General features: G+C 71.9%; 16 protein-coding genes. 7 read left to right on the forward strand and 9 right to left on the reverse strand.

Annotation, left to right across the window (positions count from 1 at the left end):
* Positions 1–89 precede the first annotated feature (89 nt).
* Positions 90–674 carry a hypothetical protein gene (locus tag EV385_RS10485; RefSeq protein WP_242624812.1) on the forward strand — a complete coding sequence of 195 codons (585 nt, stop codon included), beginning with the start codon at positions 90–92 and terminating at the stop codon, positions 672–674.
* Positions 675–850: 176 nt separating this feature from the next.
* Here EV385_RS10485 and EV385_RS10490 read toward each other — a convergent pair whose 3' ends face one another.
* Positions 851–1,030 carry a hypothetical protein gene (locus tag EV385_RS10490; protein ID WP_130509304.1) on the reverse strand — a complete coding sequence of 60 codons (180 nt, stop codon included), beginning with the start codon at positions 1,028–1,030 and terminating at the stop codon, positions 851–853.
* Between the two features lie 62 nt (positions 1,031–1,092).
* On the opposite strand from EV385_RS10490, the gene EV385_RS10495 reads away from it, so the two are divergent.
* Complete coding sequence (locus tag EV385_RS10495; RefSeq protein ID WP_165449438.1) at positions 1,093–1,419, forward strand: translation initiation factor 2; 327 nt, start codon at positions 1,093–1,095, stop codon at positions 1,417–1,419.
* Positions 1,420–1,468: 49 nt separating this feature from the next.
* Here EV385_RS10495 and EV385_RS10500 read toward each other — a convergent pair whose 3' ends face one another.
* The gene (locus EV385_RS10500) at positions 1,469–1,948 is read right to left on the reverse strand and encodes a DUF2231 domain-containing protein (protein WP_130509306.1); all 480 of its coding nucleotides are present in this window, start codon (positions 1,946–1,948) and stop codon (positions 1,469–1,471) included.
* A 387-nt stretch (positions 1,949–2,335) separates the two neighbouring features.
* On the opposite strand from EV385_RS10500, the gene EV385_RS10505 reads away from it, so the two are divergent.
* Complete coding sequence (locus EV385_RS10505) at positions 2,336–3,199, forward strand: oxygenase MpaB family protein (RefSeq protein ID WP_130509307.1); 864 nt, start codon at positions 2,336–2,338, stop codon at positions 3,197–3,199.
* A 36-nt stretch (positions 3,200–3,235) separates the two neighbouring features.
* On the opposite strand, the gene EV385_RS10510 is transcribed toward EV385_RS10505, so the two are convergent.
* The 7 genes from EV385_RS10510 to EV385_RS10535 form a co-directional block, all read right to left on the reverse strand.
* Positions 3,236–4,051 carry a RecB family exonuclease gene (locus tag EV385_RS10510; protein ID WP_130513208.1) on the reverse strand — a complete coding sequence of 272 codons (816 nt, stop codon included), beginning with the start codon at positions 4,049–4,051 and terminating at the stop codon, positions 3,236–3,238.
* Positions 4,052–4,185: 134 nt separating this feature from the next.
* Positions 4,186–4,797, reverse strand: coding sequence for a MarC family protein (locus EV385_RS10515; protein WP_130509308.1), 612 nt, complete (start codon positions 4,795–4,797; stop codon positions 4,186–4,188).
* 52 nt (positions 4,798–4,849) lie between these two features.
* Positions 4,850–5,701, reverse strand: a complete 852-nt coding sequence (locus tag EV385_RS10520; protein WP_130509309.1) for a PHP domain-containing protein — start codon at positions 5,699–5,701, stop codon at positions 4,850–4,852.
* A 43-nt stretch (positions 5,702–5,744) separates the two neighbouring features.
* The gene (locus EV385_RS10525; RefSeq protein ID WP_130509310.1) at positions 5,745–6,623 is read right to left on the reverse strand and encodes a PH domain-containing protein; all 879 of its coding nucleotides are present in this window, start codon (positions 6,621–6,623) and stop codon (positions 5,745–5,747) included.
* Between the two features lie 9 nt (positions 6,624–6,632).
* Entirely contained in the window at positions 6,633–6,791 is a 159-nt protein-coding gene (locus EV385_RS33845) for a hypothetical protein (RefSeq protein ID WP_165449439.1), read from the reverse strand.
* 119 nt (positions 6,792–6,910) lie between these two features.
* Positions 6,911–7,582, reverse strand: a complete 672-nt coding sequence (locus EV385_RS10530) for a DUF6758 family protein (RefSeq protein WP_341273933.1) — start codon at positions 7,580–7,582, stop codon at positions 6,911–6,913.
* A gap of 199 nt (positions 7,583–7,781) precedes the next feature.
* Positions 7,782–8,405: a TrmH family RNA methyltransferase gene (locus EV385_RS10535; protein WP_130509311.1), complete on the reverse strand. Its 624-nt coding sequence runs from the start codon at positions 8,403–8,405 to the stop codon at positions 7,782–7,784.
* Between the two features lie 548 nt (positions 8,406–8,953).
* Here EV385_RS10535 and trxA point away from each other — a divergent pair.
* The 4 genes from trxA (at position 8,954) to EV385_RS10560 (ending at position 12,890) form a co-directional block, all read left to right on the forward strand.
* Positions 8,954–9,316, forward strand: coding sequence for a thioredoxin (gene trxA / locus EV385_RS10540; protein ID WP_130509312.1), 363 nt, complete (start codon positions 8,954–8,956; stop codon positions 9,314–9,316).
* Positions 9,317–9,443: 127 nt separating this feature from the next.
* Positions 9,444–11,882 (forward strand): intein-containing Rv2578c family radical SAM protein, encoded by a 2,439-nt coding sequence (locus EV385_RS34985; protein ID WP_242624813.1) that lies wholly within the window; start codon positions 9,444–9,446, stop codon positions 11,880–11,882.
* Between the two features lie 20 nt (positions 11,883–11,902).
* Positions 11,903–12,310, forward strand: coding sequence for a CoA-binding protein (locus EV385_RS10555; protein ID WP_130509313.1), 408 nt, complete (start codon positions 11,903–11,905; stop codon positions 12,308–12,310).
* 91 nt (positions 12,311–12,401) lie between these two features.
* Positions 12,402–12,890: a DUF4190 domain-containing protein gene (locus EV385_RS10560; protein ID WP_130509314.1), complete on the forward strand. Its 489-nt coding sequence runs from the start codon at positions 12,402–12,404 to the stop codon at positions 12,888–12,890.
* Positions 12,891–12,904 lie beyond the last annotated feature (14 nt).

Raw genomic sequence — 12,904 nt, forward strand, 5'->3', positions numbered from 1 at the left:
CCGCCGGGTGGCCGGTGCACTCCGTAACGTCGGCCATGCCGGCGCGCATCGCGACGGAGGAGGCAGGGCACCGGCGGCGGGGAGGCGCGATGGCAGGCACGGGGCGTGGGGGCGACGTACGGCCGCTGGGGCCGTTCCGGCGCGGCCGGGAGGCAGCGGAGCCGCGACTCGATCCGGCGCGCTGGCGGCGGCCGGGCCGCGGCACCTTGATGAGGCTGGCCGCGATGGCCGCGCTGCTGATCACGGCAGCGCTGATGAGCTGGTCCGGCCCAACAACCAGGTGCCCGCCGGAGTCGTCACCGGCGCGCGACACCGGCGGAGGCGCGTCCACCCCGGGTGGCCCCGCAACCACGGCCACGCCGCGTGCCTCGGCTCGCGGGCGGCCAAGCCTGCCCCACGGGACGGTCGGCCTGCCCGTGCGCCTGGCCGAGCCCGCCGCCCTGGCGCTGGTGCATTCGGGCGACCGGGTCGACCTGTTCCGGGTGCACGGCACGGGCCAGCCGGACGAGGACAGGCCTACCGTGGCGCGGGGCGCGCTCGTGCTGGACGTGACCGCTCCTGACGATCCAGTTGGGGGCGGCCTCCTGCTCGCGCTCACCCCGGCGGAGGCAGATCGCGCCGTGGCGACACCGGCCGGGGCGGGCTACGCCGTGGTGATCCGCCCCGTCCCGTGACGGCGGTCCGAATCCAGCCAGGCCAGCGCCACGGCCGCCGAGACCACCAAGACCGCCACAGCCGCCGAGACCGCCACAGCCGCCACGGCCCCAACACCGGCGAGACCGGCGAGACCGGCGAGAGGATCGTTGCCCGGCATTTCGTCACCCGTGTGGGGCCGGCCTGACGGCGGCGCTCAGTCCCAGTGCGGCGGGCGGTCCTCCAGCAGGCGGGCGTCGTTCGTGTCCTCGCGGTCGCCCCAGCCGCGCTCCGTGTCATCGCGGGTCTGCTCCGGCAGCAGCGGCGCCTCCTCGGACTCGAAGTCCACGGTGCGCTCACCGTCGGAGTCGTGTTCGGGCTGTTCCAGGATGTCCACGATTACGAGGGTAAGCCGCGCCCCCGCAATCCTCGTTCGCCGGGGATGTAGCGTCGGTGAACGTGAGCGCCCCGACCGGTAACGAGGACGACGCCTACTGGCGGCGCCCGGCGCAGGATTCCGAGCCGGCCCACCCGGATCCGGCGGCGCCGGGGCCGCAACCGGCCGCCCCGTATCCCGGCCCGCCCCGTATGGACCCGCCGCCCTCGTACTGGCGCCCACCGACCGTCGCCCAGCCGCCCCCGCCGCGGGCCATGCCCGCGCAGGACATGGACGCCCTTGATGAGGAGGAAGGCTCGGCGCGGACGGTGACCTACGGCGTCGGGCTGGTGGCGGGCGCGATCGGGCTCATCCTGATGTGCCTGCTCTGCGCGCGCGCACTCGTCTGAGCGCTCCCGTCCCGGCCGGCACCCCACATGCCGGCCGGGACGGAGCTGATCAGGACCCCGAGCCCCACACGGCGTGGGCGCCCGAGTCGCCGGTCCGGAAGACGTAGTAGCCGGCCACCGCGGCCAACGCCACCACCACGATCGCCAGAACCACCTCGGCGGGGCGCGGCAGCCCCCGGCCGGAACGGCCGAGCGTGAAGAAGACCATCACGAGCGTGGCCACCCCGAGTGCCACCGAGAACCACAACGTCAGACGGCCGAAGTTCATGTGATCGTCCAGAATGCCCAGGATGGGTCCCCGCATGCCCTGCTGGACCAGCCGGTCGTACAGTTGCTCGCCCGACTCGACCGCCACCCACACGGTGACCGGGGCGGCGATCGCCAGCAGAGCGGCCGCCCAGCCGACGCGCGGCCGCCAGCGCGGCACGACCGCATAGACCACGGAAACCAGGGCCAGCAACGGCACGAACACCACGGCGGCGTGCAGCACCAGGGCATGCACTGGCAGACCGTTCACCTGATCGAACACGGCCAACTCCTTGATCATCGGACCCCGCGGCCAGCCTAGGGGCTTCGGACACCGCGAACGCACCTATCTGCGCCTACGCGCCCGGACCGGATCCGGTTCACCCCAGCACGCGACATCTGAATCCGCGCCATGCGCCATCGGCTTGTCGGCCAGCGCGGGCACGGCAGTGCCGACCGGACTGGCGGGTCGGCCAGCTCGGGCCGACCGGACTGGCGGGTCGGCCAGCTCGGGCCGACCGGACTGGCGGGTCGGCCAGCTCGGGCCGACCGGATTGGCGGGTCGGCCAGCGCTGGCACGCAATGGCCGACCGGTGCGCTGGGGGGTGGCGACGGCGGCCGGCTGAACGGGTTCAACTTCCACCCCGTCGCGCATGGCAGGCTATACGGCATGGACAGCCGTCATGATGTCGGGCTTTTCGGTCCGGGTTCGGTCACCTGGAAGCTGCACAAGGAGCCGATCCTGTACTTCGGCGGGCTGCGCTCGCTGTATCTGCAGGCCCTGCACCCCCGCGCGGTCGCCGGGGTGGTGCAGAACTCCGACTACCGGTCGGATCCGTGGGGGCGCCTGACCCGCACCACCGACTACGTCGGCACGGTGATCTACGGCAGCACCGCGGAGGTCGCGGCCGCCGGGCGACGGGTACGGCGCATCCACGCCCGGCTGAGCGCGGTGGACCCCCGGACCGGTGAACGCTTCCGGATCGACGACCCCGAGCTGCTGCGCTGGGTGCACGTCACGGAGGTGGAGTCATTCCTGACCACCGCCCTGCGGGCCGGGGTGAAGCTGACCGGCGCGGAGGTCGACGCGTACTACACCGAGCAGCGGCGCGCCGCCGAGGTCGTCGGCCTCGACCCGGCCACCGTCCCCGGCACGGCCGCCGAGACAGCGGAGTACTACGCGGCCATCCAGCCGGAGCTGGCGCTGACCCGCGACAGCGCCGAGACCGGGCTGTTCCTCACGGTGCCGCCGGTGCCGGACGACTGGGGCAGCCGGGCGGTACGGCTCGGGCTGACCCTGGGCCCGACCCGATGGGCCTACCTGGGCGTCGCGGCGACCGCGTTCGGGCTGCTGCCGCCGTGGGCACGCCGGATGTACGGCGGCCTGGGCTGGCCGACCACTGACCTGACCGCGGGCCTGTCCGTACGGACCGTGCGGCTGCTGATCGGCGCGGTGCTGGCGGCCCCGCCCGTCCGGGACCGGATCATGCCGATGCGCCAGGCGGCCCTTGCCCGCGCGGGCCTCACCGCGTAACCCGACGAGGCTGATCCGCCGCCCGCCGGGGCCCACTCAGACCGCGAGAGCGGCCCATGCCTCCTTCGCCGGAGCCTCGGCACCCGCCGGGCACGTACGCCGGAAGTCACACCATGCGCACAGCGACCCCGGGCGAACCGGGAACTCGGCGTCGGGGTCACCGCCGGCCTCGACCGCCTTCTCGGCGGTGACGATGTCCCGGGCCGTGTCCTCGGCGCGGGCCAGCTGGCGAGCCAGTGACTCGTCGGTGTGTTCGTGGACGGCGACCGTCCCCGTCGGTAGGTGGTGCAACTCGACGCGGCGGCACGGGCGGCGGAAGACGCGCTGCGCGGCGAACGCGTACAGCGCCAGGGCCTGCGAGCCGCGGGCGTCGTCGGGGCCCGGCTCGGCGCGGCCGGTCTTGTAGTCCACGATGACCGCTTCGGGGCCCGCGGGACCGGGCCGGGCGTCGATCCGGTCGGCGCGGCCGTTGAACGCGAGCACGGCGGTGCGGGCGGCGACCACGCGCTCGACCCCGAGGGGCTCGTCGGCCGGGTCGAGGGTGGCCACGTAGGACTCCAGCCAGTCCAGCGCCCGCCGGTGTGCCTGCCGTTCCTGCTCGGTGTCGCGGTAACCCTCCCCCACCCAGGTGGAGGTGAGCAGCGCGGGCAGGGCCTCGGGACCGCGGCGGGCCGCGGGCAGGGCATACCAGTTCTTCAGGGCCGTGTGGACGCTCGCGCCGAGCGAGTTGTGCGCCCACGGCGGCCCCTTCTGGGGGGCGGGGCGGTCGAGGTACGAGTACCGGTATCGGCGGGGGCAGTCCTCGTAGGCCGCGAGCTTGCTCGGAGTGCATACGAAGAGGCGCTCGGGCATGCCGGCGAAGCCCAGCTGCTCGTGGCCGGGCTTGCCGGGCGCGGACCTGGCTGGACGGGGCTGACCGGGCACGGCGCGTGGGGACCTCGTCGAAGACACCCGGTCATCCTGCCAGCACCCACCGACAGAATGAATCAGGCCGAGTACAGGCGCACGAACGCGGCGACCGCGTCCGCGATGAGCTGGACCGCGATGGCCGCCAGCAGCAGACCGGCGATGCGGGTCAGCACCTCGATGCCGCCGGGTCGCAGCAGCTTGACGATGACGCCGGAGAAGCGCAGCACCAGCCACACCGTGATCATGACGGCGAGGATGGCGAGGCCGATGACCACATAGTCCGGTGCGCCTTCGGCACGCCGTACGAAAAGCATCGTGGCGACGATCGCGCCTGGCCCGGCCAGCAGCGGGGTGCCGATCGGCACCAGGGCGACGTTGGTCGTGCCGCCCTGTTCCGAGGGCTCGTCGGTCTTGCCGGTCAGCAGCTGCAGCGCCACGAGCACGAGCAGCAGCCCACCGGCGCCCTGCAGCGCGGGCAGTTGGACGTGCAGGTAGTCGAGCAGTGTCTGGCCGGCCACCGCGAACACCACGATGACGCCGAGGGCGAGGCCGACCGCCTGGGTACCCGCGCGGGTCCGCTGCTTGGTCGGCATGGTGCCGGTCAGCGCCAGGAAGACCGGCACCATGCCCGGGGGATCGACGATCACCAGGAGGGTCACGAAGACCTCGCCGAACAGCTTCAGGTTCACGGGATCAACCTAGGCGTCCGCGCAGGGACGCGGCAGCGGACTGCGCCCTTCGTCACCCCAGCACGGGTACGCCGGTGGCGGCCGCCGCGATCCGCTCGAACGCCTCCGGCGCGGTCGTGAACGCGCCGAGCTGGACGGTCTTGTGGGTGCCGTGGAAGTCCGATGAGCCGGTCACGACCAGGCCGAGCCGGTCGGCGAGCGCACGGACGTGTTCGCGTTCCTCCGGCGAGTGGTCCTCGTGGTCGGCCTCGAGCCCGAACAGGCCCGCCTCGGCCAGCTCCTCGATGAGCTTGTCCGGCACCACCCGGCCCCGGCGGGTGGCTCGCGGATGCGCGAAGACCGCCACCCCGCCGGCCGCGCGGACCGCCCGGACCGCTTCGAAGACGTCCAGATCGGCTTTGGGTACGAAGTACCGCGTGCCGAGCCAGCGCGACGCGAACGCCTCGTTGGTCGTGCGGACCAGCCCGGCCCGGATGAGCGCCTGGGCGATGTGCGGGCGGCCCACCGATCCGCCGGCCGCGTACCCCTGCACCTCGGCCCAGGTGATGTCCACTCCGTCGGCGCGCAGCAGTTCGACGATGCCTTCGGCGCGCCGCTCGCGGTCGCTGCGGATGAGGGCCAGGTCGGCGGCGAGCCGTGGCTCGGTGGGGTCGAACAGGTACGCCAGCAGGTGCAGCGGGATCGCCGGCTGCACGCCGTACCAGCGGCAGGAGAGCTCGGCGCCGCGGACCAGGCTCAGGCCCGCCGGTCGGGCGGCGGCCGCCTCGGCCCAGCCGCCCGTGGTGTCGTGGTCGGTGATCGCCATGACGTCGAGCCCGGCGTCGCGACCTGCCGCCATCAGGTCGGCCGGGGTCAGGGTGCCGTCGCTGGCCGTCGAGTGGCAGTGCAGGTCGATTCGGGTCACTCGAAGAAGTTAACGGGTGGGTGCACGTGGGTGAACGCGCACGTCAGGCGTCGTCACCCGCGTCACCGTCTTTGCCCAGACGGGCCTCGACGGCCTGCGGCTCGTACATCTCCTCGACGACGCGCAGGTACAGCTCGTTCGGGTTGGGCAGATGCTTGACCTCGCGCAACGCCTGGTCCTGGCCCGCCGATTCCAGCACGAAGGTGCCGTAGTTGAGCAGGCGCCCGAGGGGGGACTGGGTGTACTTCATGTCGGTGACCCGCAGCAGCGGCATCATGGCCACCTTGCGGGTGACAATGCCGTTGACCACCATGACCCGCTTGTTGGTGAGGATGAAGCGGTCGAAGTACCAGTCGAAGACCCGCCAGGCCACCCACGCGATGACCCCGATCCAGAGCAGCACCGCGGCCGTGACGAGGCCGTCGACCTGCTGCCGGGTGAGGAACCCGGCCAGGTATCCGAGGATGAGCGTGCCGGCCGCGCCGACGAAGAGCGGGGTGATCAGGTGGATCCAGTGCCGCTTCCACTCGCCGCGGTAACGCTCGGTGGGGAACAGGTACCGGGCCACCAGGTTGGTCGGCTCGTCCTCCAGCGGCAGGACCCGGCGCGGGCCGGAGCCGGCGCCGAGGCCCTCGAGCTCCTCCGCGGTGAAGACCGGGGATTCGTACTCGTCGGGGTACTCCTCCGGGCGGGACGAACCGTAGGCCGCGTCCGGCGAGTAACCCGCGTCGGGCGAGTAGCCGGCGTCCGGTGAGTAGCCTGCGTCCGGCGAGTAGCCGGGACCGTCCGAATAGGCGGCGCCGGGGTCGTTCTCCGGGCCGGAGTTGAAGGCAGGATCGTCGTACCCGAACGTCTCGTCGTCGTCCTGCGGACGACGACGGGCACCCTCGTTGTCGGGCTGACTCGGCTCACCAGGACCCATCTGGCAATGCTATGCGACGAGGTTGGTGAAGAAGGTCCCGAAGCCCTCAGCGATGTCACCGATCGTGCTGCCGAGCGATGCGAACACCGCCGCGGCCGAGTTCGGATTGAAGGCGATAAAGAAGATCAAGAATGCGATGCCAAGCCAGGTGAGTACCTTCTTGATCATGGCCTGCCTTCTTCTCCTCCGGTGCGGGTGACGGTCTGCGCCGCGACAGTACCGACGGTATCAGCTTGGTCGCTCGGTGTGAACAATGTGGCCGAATCGCCAAGTTCCGTCCCCGCAGGTCACGCTTTCCCGTGCAGGTACGGCGATGGCGCTCCGTACACAAGCTCGGGCGGCACCCCATCGGACAGATCGTGCAGGACGACGTGCTCGGCAAGGAAGTAGCCCGCGCTTGCGGGCCACGCTACCGCATAGAGCCACATTCCTTTCGCCTCACTCACGTAGGCGCTTCGATCCTCCGGGGACTTGACGCACCACAGTGGAGTGGGATGCCCGCCCGCCTTGACCTTGGCGTGCGGGCCCTGCGGCCCCGAGTCGGCGAGCGCCTCACTGATGAGGTGGCCGGGATCGATGCCGGGAATGCCGGCGAAGCGGGTGCCGAGCCCGACGCCGGGCTGCTCCGCGATGAGCACGAGTTCGGCGGGCCCACCGCCGAGCGGGTCGGGCCCGCTGCAGGCGAGCGCGGTCGCGCGTACTCCACTGCGGTCGTCCCCGGCCCAGCCGACGCCGGTGACCATCCAGCCGGCCGCCAGCGGCCACGGGCACCAGAGCGGCACGCGCTCGGCCGGGGGTGCCGTCCGGCGCAGGACGCTCTCCAGGATTTCGGCGCCGATGTGCTCCGCGACGTGGAACGGCGGGACCTCACCACAGTTGTCGCAGCGCCAGTCGCTGTGCATCAGGTCCGGCGGCCGGACATGCGCACCGCATCGGGGGCAACTCACTGTGACACCCACCCTCTTACCGTGCGGGCAGGGCGGGCCGCCGTCAAGCGAATCGGCAGAACCTGGTCGCGGCGTGCGGATTCGCCCCGTCCGGGCCGGTTCGGCGGACTCCGGTCACTTCGGGGTCACTCGGGTCAGTCCGGGGCCAGTCGGGTCGGTCCGGGGCCACTCGGGTCACGGCGCCTGCACCCGGAGGTCCCTCACGGTGGCGTCACTGCGGTGGCGGGCCCGCGTGCGCGCGGATCCAGGCGTGCATCGCGATGCCGCTGGCGACACCCGCGTTGATCGACCGGGTCGAACCGTACTGGGCGATGGAGAAGACCTGGTCACAGGCCGTCCTTGCGGCGCCGGACAGGCCCGGCCCCTCCTGGCCGAACAGCAGCACGCAGCGCTGGGGCAGGGTGACGGTCTCCATCGGGTGAGAGCCGGGCAGGTTGTCGATGCCGACGATCGGCAGCCCATCGGCCCGGGCCCAGGCAACGAAGTCCTCGATCGTGGCGTGGTGGCGGACATGCTGGTACCGGTCCGTGACCATGGCGCCGCGCCGGTTCCACCGGCGCAGGCCGACGATGTGCACCTCGGCGGCGAGGAACGCGTTGGCGTTGCGGACGACCGTGCCGATGTTGAGGTCGTGCTGCCAGTTCTCGATGGCGACATGGAAGCCGTGGCGGTGCCGGTCGAGATCGGCCACGACCGCCTCGCGGCGCCAGTACCGGTAGCGGTCGACCACGTTGCGCCGGTCACCGGTCGCGAGAAGCTCGGGATCGTACTGCTCGCCGTCCGGCCAGGGGCCGGGCCACGGGCCCACCCCGATCTCGGCGTCGTCCTCGGTCATGGGCGATCAGGCTACGGTGGCCGGCTTCGCGGCGGGGCGGCGCGTCCGTCGCTTCCCGCTGGTGATCAGCCGGTTGCCGCTCGTTGCGTCCGACGGCCTACGGGTCCAGCGCCTTGCGGAGTCCGACGGCTTCTCGCCGAGGCAAAACGGACCCGGACGCAATGAGCGGCGGGGCCCTCCCCGGCACCCGCCGCCCACGCTCTGTTGCGGAAAAGTTTGCCTCACGGTCTGTATCGATGTGAAGAGCACTCACGCGTGACTCAAGTCACACTTAACTTTGTTTACAGTTACGGTACGCGCAGGTCAGTTTGCAGAAAGGGCAGGAATGTGTCGGATGACCGACACTCCGGGACGTCACCGCACCCGCGGCCGTCATACAAACGGTTGAAACATTTGAGAGCGCTCTCCCTACCTAGCGTGAAATGGACCTGTTCGCCGGTTGCCGTACCGTGCCGAAGCCCACGGCATAGGGCACTACCCGACGGGAATTGCCGAGGTGAACGATGGGTTTCATCGCACGTACGACACTTCCCATGGACGGAGAGATCATGGCGACCGTTAACTTGACGGCAGCGAACTTCGACGAGGTCACCGGCAAGGACGGCATCGTTCTGGTCGACTTCTGGGCCAGCTGGTGCGGTCCGTGTGTGCGCTTCGCGCCGACGTACGAACGCTCGTCGGAGAAGCACCCCGCGATCACCTTCGGCAAGGTGGACACCGAGGCCGAGCAGGCGCTCGCCGCGAAGTTCGACATCCGCTCCATTCCCACGATCATGGCGGTCCGGGATGGCGTGATCGTCTTCTCGCAGGCCGGAGCGCTCCCGGAGTCCGCCCTGGAGTCCCTGATCGACCAGGTCGAGAAGCTCGACATGGACGACGTCCGCAAGCAGCTCGCGACTCACCAGCACTGACAGCCGTCACGACACCACGAGTCGCAGCACCAGGAAGGCCCGGCGCCCGCGCGCCGGGCCTTCACCGTCTCCGGTGAATCGGCACGGCGGATGGACAGGCGATCGAACGCATGTTCGAATAGTGCCCATGCGCTGGTCCCATCTCGCGGCTCAGGAGAACACCGCGCCCGACCCTGCCGCGGTCGAGCCTGCCGCGCCCGTCCCCGCCGCGCTCGACCCAGCGGCACCAGGACCGGCAGCGCCGGTGGCCCCACCCCTGCCGCTGGCGCTGCCCGGGGCGAGCGTCCGCACGTTCGACACGCCGTCCTTCAGCGGATTGACGTTCTACGAGATCCGGGCCAAGTCGATCATCAACCGGGTCCCCGGCGCGTCGCGAGTGCCGTTCGAGTGGACGATCAATCCGTACCGGGGGTGCTCGCACGCCTGCACGTACTGCCTCGGTGGAGACACTCCGATTCTGCTGGCCGACGGCTCCACCCGGCCGCTGGCCCAGTTGCGGGCCGGCGACGCCGTCCTCGGCACGACGGGCGCCGGTGCCCACCGCCGGTATGTCGCCACCACCGTCCTCGCGCACTGGTCGACGACGCGGCCCGCGTACCGGGTCACGCTGGCGGACGGCACCCGGCTGGTGTCCGGGGGCGAGCATCGCTTCCTGACCGACCGCGGCTGGCGCCATGTCAGCCCGGCCGGTCCCGGCTGCCCGGCACTGGCGGTCGGGGACCGGATGGCCGGGGTCGGTCGCTTCGCGGACCCTCCCAAGGAGTCCCCGGACTACCGGGCGGGTTTCCTGTGCGGGCTGGTTCGCGGCGACGCGGCGGCCTCCGCCCGACGACCCGGCGCTGCCGTGTCCGCCCAGCCCGGCGCGGCCATCTCCACCCGACCCGGCGCAGCCATGCCCACCCGACCCGGCGCAGCCATGCCCACCCAGCCCGGCGCGGCCATCTCCACCCAGCCGTGCGCGACTGGCTCCAGGCCGAGCGCGGCGGAGTTCGCTCGCCCAAGTCTTGCCGCCACAGGCGGGTTTGGGGCGCCCCGGTCGCCGGGAGCCGGGGACGGCGCCCCCGGGGCTCGTCCCGGTTGCCATGCGGCCGCTGCCTGGGCGCGGGCCGACGGGTACCTGGAGGGCGTCGCCCTGCACGATGCGCTGCGCTGGCCCGAGCACCCGACCGGTGACTGGCGCCGCGGCTTCCTGGCGGGCGCGTTCGGCTCCATCGGCCGCGCGCACCGCCTGGCGGTCACCTTCGCCAGCCACGACGAGGCGTTTCTGCGCCGGGTGACGGACGCGCTGACCCACCAGGCTCTGCCCAGCCGCCACGCGCCCGGCACCCGTGGCGGCCCGTCCACGGTCGAGCTCAGCCGCGACCTGTGGTCCGCCCTGCGATTCCGGCACGCCACCGGAGCGGACGCCACCCCGCTGGACGCGGCGGGGGTCGGCGTACGCACCGACGCCCGGCTCACCGTCGTGGACATCGAGGAGCTCGGCCTCACCCTGCCGCTGTACGACCTCACCACCGGAACGGGGGACTTCATCGCGGACGGCGTGGTCAGCCACAACTGCTTCGCCCGCAACACCCACACCTACCTGGACCTCGACGCCGGTCGCGACTTCGACACCAGGATCGTCGTCAAGGTGAACGCGGGCGAGCTGGTCCGGCGGGAACTGGCTGCCCCGACATGGCGTGGCGCACCCATCGCGATGGGCACCAACGTGGACGTCTACCAGCGCGCCGAGGGCCGGTACCGCCTGATGCCACCGATCCTCACCGCGCTGCGGGACTTCGCCAACCCCTTCTCGATCCTCACCAAGGGGACTCTCATCCTGCGCGACCTGGAGCTGCTCAAGCAGGCCGCCGAGGTCGCCCCGGTCGGACTGTCCTTCTCGATCGGCTTCGTCGACGAGCGGCTCTGGCGCGCGGTCGAGCCGGGCACACCGAGCCCGCGACGCCGGCTGGACGCGGTGCGCACCCTCACCGACGCGGGCTTCGACGTCGGCGTACTGATGGCCCCGATCCTGCCCGGGCTCACCGACACGGACGAGTCGATCGACGAGACGGTGGCCGCGATCGCCGCGGCCGGTGCGGTCAGCGTGACACCGCTGGCGCTGCACCTGCGCCCCGGCGCCCGGGAGTGGTACGCGGCCTGGCTCACCCGCGAGCATCCGGCGCTGGCCCCCCGCTATCGGGAGCTGTACCGGGCCGGGTCCTACCTCCCCCGGGCGACGCAGGCGGAGATCACCGCCCGGGTCCGGCTGGCCGCCGCCCGCCACGGACTGGACCGCCGCGACCGGGCCGAGACCCGCCGCGCCTACAGCCACGACGAAGCCCAGCCACCGGGATCGAATTCACCAGAGACGGCACCACCAGGAATGGAACCACCAGGAATGGCACCGCCAGGCGTGGCGAGGACCGGACAACAACCGCGCGGGGGACCGCAGGGCGGCGCGGCGACCGGCTCCCCACCGGGCGGGGGACCACCGGGCCCGGCGGCGAGCGGCTACCCGCCCCGCGCCGGCCGGCGTGTGCAGCGGGCGTCACAGGCGGAGGTGGAACAGCTCACCCTGCTCTGATCCGTCGATAGAGTCGGACCATGCGCAGTGCACGGCAGATCCTGGCCGACGCGAGGGTGATCGCGGTCGTGGGCGCCTCCCGGGACCCCGCGAAACCGGCCCACTCGGTGCCACTGCACATGCTCCGGCACGGCTGGCACGTCATTCCGGTGAACCCGTTCGTTGACGAGGTGTTCGGGCAGCGGGCCTACCGGACACTGGCGGACATCCGGGAGCCCGTGGACCTCGTCGACATCTTCCGTCCGGCCGCCGACGCGGTCGAGATCGTGCGGCAGGCGATCGCCGCCAAGATCCCCGCGGTGTGGCTGCAGAGCGGCATCGTCTCCGCCGAGGCCCGCCGGATCGCCACCGAGGCGGGCCTCGACTACGTCGAGGACCGCTGCCTCATGGTCGAACGCGCCGCCGCGGGCCTCACCCGCCAGGTCTGAACGGTTCACCAGGCGATCGACGTTCAGCGCGGATGTCGCCGCCTTCGACTCGACTAGTACGGTGCCGGTTACACAAGGAGGAGAGCCTGACATGACATATCCGCCGCCCGGCGGCACGCCGGATCCATATCAGCCGCAGCAGCCCTACGAGCAGCCGAATCCCTACGCCTCGGACCCGTATGCGGCCCCGGCCAGCGGTGCACCGGCCAGTGGACAGCCGTACCTTCCGCCGACCAGCGGCCAGCCGTACCCCCCGGCCGGGGGACAGCCGTACGGGCAGCAGCCGTACGCGCAGCAGCCCTACGGCGCGCCGCAGTACGCGCAGCCCTACGCGGCCGGGCCGAGCACCAACACCATGGCGATCCTGGCGCTGGTCTTCGCGTTCGTCTTCTCCCCGGCCGCGATCGTCATGGGCCACGTGGCGAAGAAGCAGATCCGCCAGACCGGTGAAGGCGGGGAGGGCCTGGCCACGGCCGGGCTGTGGCTCGGCTACATTTTTACCGGCTTCTACCTGCTGATGTGCATCGGCTTGATCGCGCTGCCCATCATCGGTGCGGCGAACAGCAGCGGCACCTACTGAGCGACCGATCCGGT

The organism is Krasilnikovia cinnamomea, from assembly GCF_004217545.1.
Classification (GTDB): Bacteria; Actinomycetota; Actinomycetes; order Mycobacteriales; family Micromonosporaceae; genus Actinoplanes; species Actinoplanes cinnamomeus.

What these genes read in the sequence shown, in the direction of transcription:
- EV385_RS10485 (WP_242624812.1), top strand. Translation starts at nt 90, where the DNA reads ATGGCAGGCACGGGGCGTGGGGGCGACGTACGGCCGCTGGGGCCGTTC.
- EV385_RS10505 (WP_130509307.1), top strand. Translation starts at nt 2,336, where the DNA reads ATGGACAGCCGTCATGATGTCGGGCTTTTCGGTCCGGGTTCGGTCACC.
- EV385_RS10510 (WP_130513208.1), bottom strand. Translation starts at nt 4,051, where the DNA reads ATGCCCGAGCGCCTCTTCGTATGCACTCCGAGCAAGCTCGCGGCCTAC.
- EV385_RS10525 (WP_130509310.1), bottom strand. Translation starts at nt 6,623, where the DNA reads ATGGGTCCTGGTGAGCCGAGTCAGCCCGACAACGAGGGTGCCCGTCGT.
- EV385_RS33845 (WP_165449439.1), bottom strand. Translation starts at nt 6,791, where the DNA reads ATGATCAAGAAGGTACTCACCTGGCTTGGCATCGCATTCTTGATCTTC.
- EV385_RS10535 (WP_130509311.1), bottom strand. Translation starts at nt 8,405, where the DNA reads ATGACCGAGGACGACGCCGAGATCGGGGTGGGCCCGTGGCCCGGCCCC.
- trxA (WP_130509312.1), top strand. Translation starts at nt 8,954, where the DNA reads ATGGCGACCGTTAACTTGACGGCAGCGAACTTCGACGAGGTCACCGGC.
- EV385_RS34985 (WP_242624813.1), top strand. Translation starts at nt 9,444, where the DNA reads ATGCGCTGGTCCCATCTCGCGGCTCAGGAGAACACCGCGCCCGACCCT.
- EV385_RS10555 (WP_130509313.1), top strand. Translation starts at nt 11,903, where the DNA reads ATGCGCAGTGCACGGCAGATCCTGGCCGACGCGAGGGTGATCGCGGTC.
- EV385_RS10560 (WP_130509314.1), top strand. Translation starts at nt 12,402, where the DNA reads ATGACATATCCGCCGCCCGGCGGCACGCCGGATCCATATCAGCCGCAG.